13 protein-coding genes are annotated in these 11,490 nt (G+C 60.7%); 8 read left to right on the top strand and 5 right to left on the bottom strand.

Annotated elements, in window-relative coordinates; all coding sequences use genetic code 11:
* Positions 1-53: 53 nt before the first annotated feature.
* The gene (locus tag NL123_RS13605; protein ID WP_248482013.1) at positions 54-1,469 is read right to left on the bottom strand and encodes a lytic transglycosylase domain-containing protein; all 1,416 of its coding nucleotides are present in this window, start codon (positions 1,467-1,469) and stop codon (positions 54-56) included.
* A gap of 98 nt (positions 1,470-1,567) precedes the next feature.
* A complete protein-coding gene (gloB, locus tag NL123_RS13610) occupies positions 1,568-2,335 on the bottom strand; it encodes a hydroxyacylglutathione hydrolase (protein ID WP_248482011.1) in 768 nt (255 codons plus the stop codon).
* A gap of 65 nt (positions 2,336-2,400) precedes the next feature.
* Between gloB and NL123_RS13615 the strand changes: the two genes are divergently transcribed.
* The 5 genes from NL123_RS13615 (at position 2,401) to NL123_RS13635 (ending at position 7,441) form a co-directional block, all read left to right on the top strand.
* Entirely contained in the window at positions 2,401-3,159 is a 759-nt protein-coding gene (locus NL123_RS13615) for a class I SAM-dependent methyltransferase (protein WP_494358002.1), read from the top strand.
* Positions 3,160-3,189: 30 nt separating this feature from the next.
* Positions 3,190-3,642: a ribonuclease HI gene (gene rnhA / locus NL123_RS13620; protein WP_003173571.1), complete on the top strand. Its 453-nt coding sequence runs from the start codon at positions 3,190-3,192 to the stop codon at positions 3,640-3,642.
* A gap of 70 nt (positions 3,643-3,712) precedes the next feature.
* Complete coding sequence (dnaQ, locus tag NL123_RS13625) at positions 3,713-4,453, top strand: DNA polymerase III subunit epsilon (RefSeq protein WP_248488224.1); 741 nt, start codon at positions 3,713-3,715, stop codon at positions 4,451-4,453.
* Positions 4,454-4,595: 142 nt separating this feature from the next.
* Positions 4,596-6,851: an Orn/Lys/Arg family decarboxylase gene (locus NL123_RS13630; protein ID WP_494358003.1), complete on the top strand. Its 2,256-nt coding sequence runs from the start codon at positions 4,596-4,598 to the stop codon at positions 6,849-6,851.
* A gap of 8 nt (positions 6,852-6,859) precedes the next feature.
* On the top strand, positions 6,860-7,441 hold the full coding sequence (locus NL123_RS13635) for a GNAT family N-acetyltransferase (RefSeq protein ID WP_248482005.1): 582 nt from the start codon (positions 6,860-6,862) through the stop codon (positions 7,439-7,441).
* Here NL123_RS13635 and NL123_RS13640 read toward each other — a convergent pair.
* On the bottom strand, positions 7,438-8,331 hold the full coding sequence (locus NL123_RS13640; protein ID WP_248482002.1) for a LysR substrate-binding domain-containing protein: 894 nt from the start codon (positions 8,329-8,331) through the stop codon (positions 7,438-7,440). The genes NL123_RS13635 and NL123_RS13640 overlap by 4 nt on opposite strands.
* 109 nt (positions 8,332-8,440) lie before the next feature.
* On the opposite strand from NL123_RS13640, the gene NL123_RS13645 reads away from it, so the two are divergent.
* Positions 8,441-8,785, top strand: coding sequence for a hypothetical protein (locus tag NL123_RS13645; protein WP_494358004.1), 345 nt, complete (start codon positions 8,441-8,443; stop codon positions 8,783-8,785).
* Positions 8,786-8,846: 61 nt separating this feature from the next.
* Here the strand turns inward: NL123_RS13645 and NL123_RS13650 are convergent, their stop codons facing one another.
* Entirely contained in the window at positions 8,847-9,083 is a 237-nt protein-coding gene (locus tag NL123_RS13650; protein WP_058426290.1) for a hypothetical protein, read from the bottom strand.
* A 228-nt stretch (positions 9,084-9,311) separates the two neighbouring features.
* Here NL123_RS13650 and NL123_RS13655 point away from each other — a divergent pair, with 228 nt between their 5' ends.
* Complete coding sequence (locus NL123_RS13655; protein WP_248481998.1) at positions 9,312-9,869, top strand: NADPH-dependent FMN reductase; 558 nt, start codon at positions 9,312-9,314, stop codon at positions 9,867-9,869.
* Positions 9,870-9,911: 42 nt separating this feature from the next.
* Here NL123_RS13655 and NL123_RS13660 read toward each other — a convergent pair whose 3' ends face one another.
* Positions 9,912-10,541 (bottom strand): FMN-dependent NADH-azoreductase, encoded by a 630-nt coding sequence (locus NL123_RS13660; protein WP_248481996.1) that lies wholly within the window; start codon positions 10,539-10,541, stop codon positions 9,912-9,914.
* Between the two features lie 95 nt (positions 10,542-10,636).
* On the opposite strand from NL123_RS13660, the gene NL123_RS13665 reads away from it, so the two are divergent.
* A complete protein-coding gene (locus NL123_RS13665; RefSeq protein ID WP_248481994.1) occupies positions 10,637-11,488 on the top strand; it encodes a LysR family transcriptional regulator in 852 nt (283 codons plus the stop codon).
* Positions 11,489-11,490: the final 2 nt, after the last annotated feature.

The raw sequence follows: 11,490 nt of genomic DNA on the forward strand, positions 1-11,490 counted from the left end.
TTGCTATCGGGGGCAAGCCCCCTCCCACATGGATTCCCCAGTTTTCTTGAACCTTAGCGTGGACCTGATACCACCAGCATCTGCCCAGGCTTCAGGGCCTGGCCGGTACGCGGGTTCCAGCGCTTGAGGTGTTGCATCTCGACATTGAAGCGCTTGGCGACGATGTACAACGAGTCGCCTTTCTTGACCTTGTATTGCACCGGCTTCTTGCTGTCGGCCTTGGCCACCAGCTTGCGCGTGTCCTGCATCACCAGGGTCTGGCCGACCTTGAGCGCCTGGCCGTTGAGCTTGTTCCAGCGCTGCAGGTCATGCACGTCGACCTTGTTGGCCTTGGCGATCAGCGTCAGGTTGTCGCCGGTGCGTACCTTGTAGCTGCGGGTACGCCCGGCCACCCGTGCGGTCTCGACTTCGTCGAACACCTGCTTTTTAGGACGCATCGCCAGCAATTCTTCAGGCTTCATCGTCGAAAGCGTGCTGGTCAGCAATTGCGCCTTGGAACTGGGCACCAGCAAATGCTGCGGGCCATCCAGGGTGGTGCGTTGTTTCAGCGCCGGGTTGAGCTGGAACAGTTCGTCTTCGTCGATCTCGGCCAGCGCGGCAACCCGGGACAGGTCCATGCTCTGCTTGACTTCCACCACTTCGAAGTACGGCTGGTTGGCAATCGGGTTCAGGTTGACGCCATAGGCCTCGGGTGCCAGCACCACTTGGGACAGCGCCAGGAACTTGGGCACGTAGTCCTTGGTTTCCTGGGGCAGCGGCAGGTTCCAGTAGTCGGTCGGCAGGCCGAGCTTCTCGTTGCGCTCGATGGCTCGGCTCACTGTGCCTTCGCCGGCGTTATAGGCGGCCAGGGCCAGCAGCCAGTCGCCGTTGAACATGTCATGCAGGCGGGTCAGGTAGTCGAGGGCGGCGGTGGTGGAGGCGGTGATGTCGCGACGGCCATCGTAGGCGCGGGTCTGGCGCAGGTTGAAATAGCGCCCGGTGGAGGGGATGAACTGCCACAGGCCGACCGCATCGCTGCGCGAATAGGCCATCGGGTTGTAGGCACTTTCAATCACTGGCAGCAGCGCCAGCTCCAGGGGCATGTTGCGTTCTTCAAGGCGTTCGACGATGTAGTGAATGTAGAGGCTGCCGCGTTCTCCGGCGTTCTCCAGGAAGGACGGGTTGCTGGCGAACCACAGGCGCTGTTGCTCGATACGCGGGTTGACGCCTAACCCGTCCTGCAGCTGAAAGCCCCGGCGCATGCGTTCCCAAACATCCTGGGGCACATCGGGCGTCGGTTTTTCTGAAAGCCAGATGACGGGTTTCTGTTTGATTTTGGCGGTAAGGTTTGGCTTGGGTTGCACGGTGGATTGTGCGGTGAAATTGCTTGATTGGCAGCCCGCCAGTGTGGCGGACACAGCCACCGCCACAGCTTGAGCCAGGCGGGTCAATGCGTCTGAATGGTTGGATTTACGAATAGATGACGACATTGGCTGGAAGTAAGTTCCGGGCAAAAATGTCGGGCGATTCTAGAAACCCGCTGGGTTCCGGTCAACCATTCAGAAATTACGTATCAGATTGCTTCCCGTTAGAACTTATCTTTCCAGGCCCTCAAGCTAGCAAACACCTCGGCCCCAGAGCGGTTGTCGCGGCCGTTCCGTTCGTCCGCTTTTTGTTTAACGGATGTTTCAGAGGTGCGTAGAAATGGGTTGGTCAGCTTTTCCAGGGCCAGGTTGGAAGGCAGCGTGATCTCGCCCCTGGCGCGCAGTTGGCGTACGTTTTCCACTCGTTCGGCTATATCTGTGTTATCCGGTTCCACAGCCTGGGCGAACTTGAGGTTACTCTGTGTGTATTCGTGGGTGCAGTACACCAAGGTTTCGGCGGGCAGGGCGGCCAGGCGTTCGAGGGAGGTGTGCATCTGTTCCGGCGTGCCTTCGAACAGGCGCCCGCAACCGGCGGCGAACAGGGTGTCGCCACACAACAGCACGCCTGGATGATAAAAGGCGATATGGCCCAGGGTGTGGCCGGGCACGCTATAAATGTCGAAGTCCCAGCCGAGTACCGTGATGCGCTCGTTATCGTGCAACGCCACGTCCCGGGCCGGGATCTTCTCGTTGGCCGGGCCGTAGACCTTGGCGTCGGTCTCACGCTTGAGCTGTTCGACACCGCCGACGTGATCGTGGTGATGGTGGGTGATCAGGATGTCGCTGAGGCTCCAGCCAGGGTTCTGCTCGAGCCAGGCCAGCACCGGCGCGGCATCGCCGGGGTCGACTACGGCGCAGCGTTGGGTGCGAGGGTCCTGTAACAACCAGATGTAGTTATCGGTGAAGGCGGGCAGGGCACTGATCTGTATCATTCTTCGATTCGCCAAGCTGAACACATTGGTGCATCTTAGAACGTCTAGGCGAGTTGGAGAATGCAATGACTGATAAAGCGTTCGCCCAGGCCGATCCTGAGTGGCTGGCCCTGATCGGCGCGGCCCGCGAGTGGCTGTCCGGTCCCATCGGGCAATTTCTGCTGGACGAAGAACGGCGCATGCTCGAAGACGAGCTGGGCCGGTTCTTTGGTGGCTATCTGGTGCACTACGGCCCCTCGGCCGAAACGCCGCCCTGCGCGCCGCAGGTGCAACGTAATGTTCGCTTGGGGGCACCGTTGCCTGGCGTGGAGATTGTGTGCGAGGAACAGGCCTGGCCGTTGAGCGAACATGCTGCCGATGTGGTGGTGTTGCAGCACGGGCTGGATTTCTGCCTGTCGCCCCATGGCTTGCTGCGCGAGGCGGCGAGCAGCGTACGGCCCGGTGGCCATTTGCTGATCGTGGGGATCAACCCCTGGAGCAGTTGGGGCCTGCGCCATGTGTTTGCCCATGATGGCCTGCGCCAGGCGCGCTGCATCTCGCCGCAACGGGTGGGCGACTGGCTGAACCTGCTGGGCTTCGCGCTGGAGAAACGCCGCTTCGGGTGCTATCGTCCGCCGCTCGCGTCGACCAAGTGGCAGGGCCGCCTGGCCGGCTGGGAGCGCCGGGCCGGCGCCTGGCAATTGTCCGGTGGCGGCTTTTATCTGCTGGTGGCGCGCAAGATCGTGGTCGGGCTGCGCCCCGTGCAACAGGTGCGGCGTGAGCCGATGGGCAAGTTGGTGCCATTGCCGATGGCCAAGGTCAACCGCAAGCAAAGCGAAGCGTAACCCTCTTTTTGAATTGATACCGAGCAACCGATGACCGATAGCGTAGAACTCTTCACCGATGGCGCCTGCAAGGGCAACCCGGGCCCCGGCGGCTGGGGCGCGTTGCTGGTGTGCAAAGGCGTGGAGAAGGAGTTGTGGGGCGGTGAGGCCAACACTACCAACAACCGCATGGAGCTGATGGGCGCCATTCGTGGCCTGGAAGAACTCAAGCGCCGCTGCAATGTGCTGCTGGTGACCGACTCGCAATACGTGATGAAGGGCATCAACGAGTGGATGGTCAACTGGAAGAAGCGCGGGTGGAAGACCGCTGCCAAGGAACCGGTGAAAAACGCCGATTTGTGGCAACTGCTCGATGAGCAATGCAATCGCCATGACATCACCTGGAAGTGGGTGCGCGGCCATATCGGCCACCCCGGCAACGAACGTGCCGACCAGTTGGCCAACCGTGGCGTGGACGAAGTGCGGGGCTACAAGCAGAGCTGATGCTGACTCACGTGTTAACATTGCGCCCTTTGACTCACACCACACCGTTGAGAGCTGAACCCTGATGGCCATCCGATCTGTTGTACTCGATACCGAAACCACCGGCATGCCGGTGACCGACGGCCACCGGATCATTGAAATCGGCTGTGTCGAATTGATGGGGCGTCGCCTGACGGGTCGTCACTTCCACGTCTACCTGCAACCGGATCGTGACAGTGACGAGGGCGCGATCGGCGTCCACGGTATCACTGACGAATTCCTCAAGGGCAAGCCGCGTTTTGCCGAAGTCGCCGATGAGTTTTTCGAATTCATCAACGGCGCCCAGCTGATTATCCATAACGCAGCGTTTGACGTTGGCTTCATCAATAACGAGTTTGCCCTGATGGGGCAGACCGATCGCGCGGACATTTCCCAGCACTGCTCGATCCTCGATACCTTGATGATGGCCCGTGAGCGCCACCCGGGTCAGCGCAACAGCCTCGACGCCTTGTGCAAACGCTACGGCGTCGACAACTCCGGTCGTGAACTCCACGGCGCCTTGCTCGACTCCGAGATTCTCGCCGACGTCTACCTGACCATGACCGGTGGGCAGACCAGCCTGTCCCTGGCGGGCAACGCCTCCGATGGCAGCGGCTCGGCGGAAGGCTCCGGCAACCGTCCTTCGGAAATCCGCCGTTTGCCGGCTGATCGCAAGCCCACCACCATCATCCGTGCGAGTGAGCAGGATATGGCTGAACATGCGGCGCGACTGGAGGCGATCGCCAAGTCGGCGGGCGCGCCGGCGTTGTGGACCCAGCTGACCCAGCAATAACCCCTGGCTGGACTCGATTAAAAATGTGGGAGGGGGCAAGCCCCCTCCCACAATTGATTTCAATTGCCTGTAAATCTTCATTCGCGTCATGGTCCCCCAGCTTCTACCCTTGAGTGCATAGCCCTCAGGACGACAAGCACTCATGTACAAAGACCTGAAGTTCCCCGTCCTGATCGTGCACCGCGACATCAAGGCCGACACAGTTGCCGGTGACCGGGTCCGAGGCATCGCCCGGGAGTTGGAACAAGAGGGCTTCAGTATTTTCTCTGCAGTGGACTACGCCGAAGGCAGGCTGGTGGCGTCGACCCATCATGGCCTGGCGTGCATGCTGATCGCCGCCGAAGGCGCTGGCGAAAACACCCACCTGCTGCAGAACATGGTCGAGCTGATCCGCCTGGCGCGGCTGCGGGCGCCCAACCTGCCGATCTTTGCTTTGGGTGAGCAAGTCACCCTGGAAAACGCGCCCGCCGACGCCATGAGCGAACTCAACCAGTTGCGCGGCATCCTGTATCTGTTCGAAGACACCGTGCCGTTTCTCGCCCGGCAAGTCGCCCGTGCGGCCCGCACGTACCTGGATGGCCTGTTGCCGCCGTTCTTCAAGGCGCTGGTGCAGCACACGGCGGATTCGAACTATTCCTGGCACACGCCTGGCCATGGAGGCGGCGTCGCCTATCGCAAGAGCCCAGTGGGGCAGGCGTTTCATCAATTCTTTGGGGAAAATACCCTGCGCTCGGACTTGTCGGTCTCGGTGCCCGAGCTGGGTTCACTGCTGGATCACACCGGGCCGCTGGCCGAAGCTGAAGCGCGCGCCGCGCGCAACTTTGGCGCCGACCACACCTTCTTCGTGATCAACGGCACCTCCACCGCCAACAAAATCGTCTGGCATTCCATGGTTGGGCGCGATGACCTGGTGCTGGTGGACCGTAATTGTCACAAGTCGGTGCTGCATTCGATCATCATGACCGGCGCCATCCCGCTGTACCTGTGCCCGGAGCGCAACGAACTGGGGATCATCGGTCCGATTCCCCTGAGCGAGTTCAGCCCCGAGTCGATCCGCGCCAAGATCGACGCCAGTCCCTTGACCCGTGGTCGCCCGCCGAAAGTGAAGATGGCGGTGGTCACCAATTCCACCTACGACGGCCTGTGCTACAACGCCGAGCTGATCAAACAGCAATTGGGCAACAGCGTCGAGGTGCTGCATTTTGATGAGGCCTGGTACGCCTACGCGGCGTTTCATGAGTTCTTCGCCGGGCGCTACGGCATGGGTACCTCGCGCACGCCGGACAGCCCGCTGGTGTTTACCACTCACTCCACCCACAAACTGCTGGCCGCTTTCAGCCAGGCTTCGATGATCCACGTGCAGGATGGCGGCGCACGTCAACTCGACCGTGACCGTTTCAACGAAGCCTTCATGATGCATATCTCCACGTCGCCGCAATACAGCATCATTGCCTCCCTGGACGTGGCCTCGGCGATGATGGAAGGCCCGGCCGGACGCTCGCTGTTGCAGGAGATGTTCGACGAAGCCCTGAGCTTCCGCCGCGCCCTGGCCAACCTGCGCCAGCATATCGCCGCCGAGGACTGGTGGTTTTCCATCTGGCAGCCACCGTCGGTGGCGGGGATCGACAAGGTCGCCACCGCTGATTGGTTATTGCACCCCCAGGATGACTGGCATGGCTTCGGTGATGTAGCCGAAGACTACGTGCTGCTGGACCCGATCAAGGTGACGCTGGTAATGCCTGGTCTCAATGCCGGCGGGGCCTTGAGCGATTGCGGGATCCCGGCGGCGGTGGTGAGCAAATTCCTCTGGGAACGCGGCCTGGTGGTGGAAAAGACCGGGTTGTATTCCTTCCTTGTACTGTTCTCGATGGGCATTACCAAAGGTAAATGGAGTACCTTGCTCACCGAATTGCTGGAATTCAAGCGCAGCTACGACGCCAATATCAGCCTGGCCAGTTGTTTGCCATCGGTGTTTGCCCAAGGGCCGACGCGCTACCAAAGCATGGGCTTGCGCGACCTGTGTGATCAATTGCACAGCTGTTATCGCAGCAACGCCACGGCCAAGCATCTGAAGCGCATGTACACCGTATTGCCGGAAATCGCGATGAAGCCCGCCGACGCCTACGACCAATTGGTGAGGGGCGAAGTGGAGGCGGTTTCCATCGACGCCTTGCCAGGACGCATCGCAGCCGTGATGCTGGTGCCTTATCCGCCCGGTATTCCATTGATCATGCCGGGCGAGCGCTTTACCGAGTCGACGCGCTCGATCATCGACTACCTGGCGTTTGCCCGGACGTTCGATAGCAGTTTCCCCGGTTTTGTCGCTGATGTTCATGGGTTGCAACACGAAGATGACGGCAGTGGTCGTTGTTACACCGTCGATTGCATCAAGGGTTGAGGATGGTTATGCAAGCTGTAATGAACCCGAAGTATCCGGGGCTCAGTGTACGGGTCGCCGACGAGGGCTTTGATGCCTACGTGTGGGGTAATGACTTCAGCTTTGAAGTCAGCGCCTACGGTGAGCCGCAAATGGGCAAGCGGGTCGACCAGTGGCCCGTGGAGCGTATCTTGCCGTACCGCAAGTGCTACGGCATTGACCCTGAGGAGTTCGCCAGTTTCCGTGACGCGCCCGACAGTGCGATCTTCATGGCTTACCTGGACGACCGCGCGGTGGGGCACATCGTGGTCAGCACCAATTGGAACGGCTTTGCCCATGTCGACGAGTTGGCGGTGGCCCTGCCTGCGCGACGCCATGGGGTGGCCAAGGCGCTGCTAGATGTGGCGCAGTTCTGGAGCCGCAAGAAAAGCCTGCCCGGCATGATGCTCGAAACCCAGAACAACAACCTCGGTGCCTGCCGCTTGTACGAGCGTTGCGGCTATGTGATGGGCGGCATCGACCATCTGCGCTATCGCGGTATCGACCCGCAGACCCGCGAAGTGGCGATATTCTGGTATCGGTTGTTCAAAAGCGAAGCCGACAACGCTTAACCCGCCAGCAAACCCTCGGCCTTCTGCGTCACGATCTCCAGCAACGCATTCAACGCCGGGGAGGTCGGGCCATCCTTGAGCGTCAGCGCATACAGGCTGACCATGATCGGCGGCGACACCGGGCACGCATCCAGCCCGGCCTCGCGTGCGCCGAACGCGGTGAACGGGTCGACCACCGCCAGGCCTTCGCCTGCTTCCACCATGCTGCGCATCATCTGGTAGGTCTGCACCCGCGTCTGCACTACCGGCAGCGGGCGCAAGGCTTGCAGCTTGGCGTCCAGCAGGCGGCTGAGCGGGTCCTGGCCCTCCAGGCCGATCATCGACTGCCCGGCGAGGTCCTGCAGCGCAATGTACTTCTGCTTGGGTTTCAGCCAGCCATGGGGCGCCAGCAGTTGCAGCTTGCCCTGGGCGAGTACGGTGCAGTGGATCTGCGGGTGTTCCGGGTCATGCAGGCTCAAGCCCACATCGGCTTCGTGCAGCAGCAGGCTCCTGACGATCTCGCGGGTGGGCTGGCTCGACAGGTTGCAGGGCGTGTCCTGGAAGCGGCGGCGCAATACCGCAATGCTTTGCGGCAACAGCTGATTGGCCAGGGGCGGTGTGCAGAGCACGCGCAGGGTAGGGGCATGATGGTTTTTCAGGCGGCTGGCCAGGCGTTGCACCGGCTCCAGGGCCTCATACACATGGGCAATTTCCGCCTGCAGTTCCAGGGTTTCCCGGGTCGCCTGCAAGCGCCCGCGTACGCTGGCGAACAGCATGAAGCCCAATTGCTGCTCGGCGTCCTTGAGCGCCGCGTCCACCTCGCCCACGGAAAGTTGCAACCATTCGGCGGCCGTGCCGAGGTGTCCGGTCTGCAAGATGGCCTGAATCACTTCGATATGACGTAAACGCATCGCCGGAGTCTATGTGCAGCGGGCCGGGTATTCAATAGAATGGCTGCGCTGATCATTAACGACCAAAGCCGGCTGCCGGCATTAACAACAAAAACAGGTCTGGTCTCACATGCCTCTACCCTCGATATTCCTCGGGGTAACGGTCAAGCAACTGCTGGTCCTGGTGACCGTAGGGTGCGTGGCTGCTTATCTCTTCAACAGTCAAAACGAAACCGCGCCGGAAAACCTTGCACTTGAAGCGTTTATCCGTTCCCAGGAACAGGTCGTCGAACAGGTGGGGGCGGTGCTGGGGATTGAACTGGTCAGGCAGGTGGTGGCGCACCCAGGCTACAACACGGCGGGTTACCAGCGTTCGATGTTCGCGGTGGAGGGGGAGCGGGGGCGATTGGTGGTGACCGTGAAGAAGGTCGAGGGCGAGCAGGGCATTGAAGTCACCGAGATCCGTCGCCCGTGATCACCCCAGCCCAGTCAACGCCGTCAATGGCCAGGACTGAGCAGGTGGATAAGGCGGGATCTTATGATGCGAGGGTGGTTTGCGATTCGCGCACGAGAATGGTGCCCGACTGGATCAGCTTGAATTCGTCGCCTTCCAGTTTCTCTACACGGTCGCCAATGGCCAGCTTGTAGGTAATGGTAGGTGCCGAGCCAGCCAGGTCGCCTTGCGCCGGGTTGGATTCCTGGAACTCATGCACCGAATACACGCGTCCTTCTGCGTCTCTGGCATGAAACTGTCCGACTAATACTGCTGCCATCTGTTTAGAACCTCTGGAGATAAACACTCGATTTGCGGTTCTGTAGACCGTCATGGAGCGGGGTAGTTTACTTACGGAATAAAAATACTATTCGCCGACGTTTTCAGATGCTTCCTACATAGTGTTGCGCAGTGCAAACAACCGCAGGATTATCAAAACCTTCTGGTGAACCGGTCGCGAAGACTCTATAACTACAAGCTCCTTTTAGTCAGACGTCGGGAAACCCCAATGAGCAAGGTCTACACCGTCGCCGTCGTGGTCGGCAGCTTGAGAAAAGACTCTATCAACCGCAAGGTCGCGCTCGCATTGGCCGAACTGGCCCCTGCCAACCTGAAGTTGAACATTGTGGAAATTGGCGATTTGCCGCTCTACAACGAAGACATTGACGGAGCATCACCGCCGGCAGCCTACAGTACTTTCCGCAAACAGGTGAGCTCATCCGACGCGGTGTTGTTCGTGACCCCGGAATACAACCGCTCCGTCCCGGCCCCGTTGAAGAATGCCATTGACGTGGGTTCCCGGCCCTACGGGCAGAGCGCCTGGAGTGGCAAGCCTGGCGCGATCATCAGCGTATCGCCGGGTGCGATTGGCGGGTTCGGCGCCAACCATCACCTGCGCCAGTCCCTGGTGTTCCTCGATGTGCCGTGCATGCAGCAGCCGGAGGCTTACCTGGGTGGGGCGGGCGCCGTGTTTGATGAGGGGGGCAAGGTCTCCGAGAAAACCAAGCCGTTCCTGCAGGCCTTCATTGACGCCTATGGCAAGTGGGTGGCCAAACAGCACGGTTGATTACAAGGAGGCCCGGCCGCAATGGCCGGGCTTTTTTGCGGGTCAGGCCAGTTGATCTGCCAACAACAGAGCGAGCGCCGTGTTGTTGAGGCGTGATGCCTGATCGACCTCCGGCCCCAGGATGGTCTTTTCCACGTACAACGAATGCACGTCCGTCACCCCGATAAAGCCCAGCCAGGCGTCCATATAGGGCTTCTGGAAATCCATCGCCTGGGCGTCCGGCGCCGAAAAATCCATACCCCGCGCGTACACATTCACCGCTGTCTTGTTGCGCAATAACCCGCGCAGGCCGTGCTCCGGGCTGAACTCGAACAGCACATCTTTCTGCGACACCACATCGATAAAGTGCTTGAGCTTGTAAGGCACCGCGAAATTCCACAGCGGCACCGAGAACACCAGCACGTCAGCCTGATGCAGCTGGGCGGCGAGTGTTTTGAGTGCAGACCAGGCGATGGCTTGTTCCTCAGTCAACGGCGTACCGCTGAGCCCGGCGTACTTGGCGTCCATCACCGGGCCGTCGAATTCGGGCAGCTCCAATGCCCACAGATCCAGCGTATTCACTTGGGTGTCCGGCGCGTTTTGTTGATAGCGGGCAATAAACTGGCGAGCGATTTCCAATGATGCGGAGCGTTGTTTGCGCGGTGAGCATTCGATGTGCAGGAGCGTAGTCATGGCAGGCCTCGGATAAAGATGACCCGAGCATTGCAACATAGCGTTGATTGAAATATAAATCGTGTTTTACTAGCTCATTGATTGCGTATCAAAATATGTTCGATAGCGTATTGCTCAAAACCTTCGTCTGCGTCGTGGATGAGGGCGGCTTCAGTCGCGCCGCCGAGCGTTTGCACCTCACGCAATCGGCGGTCAGCGGGCACTTGCGGCGCCTGGAGGAACAGGTGGGCAAGCCATTGCTCACGCGCACCACGCGTTCTCAACAGCTGACAGCGGACGGCGAACGCCTGATGGCGTATGCGCGGGGCATCCTGGCGTTGAATCGTAATGCCTGGGCCGAGCTGACGCGCTCGGCGTTCCAGGGAAACCTGCGCGTAGGCGTGTCGGAAGAGTTTGCGCAGGCACGCCTGTTGCGCGAGTTGCAGGAAGTCGCCGCGCACTATCCCGGTATGCAAATCACTGTACAGGTCGGCATTCCCGGTTCGCTGCTGGCGTTGATGAAGCAGGGCGAACTGGATGTGGTGGTGGGATCGTTGTGTGAATCCAGCGAGCCCGGCCTGGCGTTGTGGCAGGAACCGCTGGTGTGGGCCTGGTCCGCGCAGCCGATGACGACATTGCCTGCGCCCTTGCCCCTGGCGTTGTTTCCCGAACCATGCCCTTACCGCGAAGCGGCGCTGTCACGCCTGGCCCAGGCCGGCATCGCCCAGCGCACCGCCATGCTCTGTACGAGCTACGCCGCGCTGCATGCCGCTGCATTGGCCGGGTTTGCCATCGCCCCCATCGCCCGTAGCCAACTGGTGCCCGGCTTGACGGTGCTCGGCGCCGAACACGGTTTACCCGCGCTGCCCGATGCCGAATTCCGCCTGTTCAGTGCGCCGGACGCCGACCCTCGCCTGGTCGAGGTGATCACCCAGGTAGTGGTCCGCTACGGCGCTTCCTTGCGCTAGCG

This window comes from Pseudomonas sp. FBCC-B1565 (genome assembly GCF_059133265.1).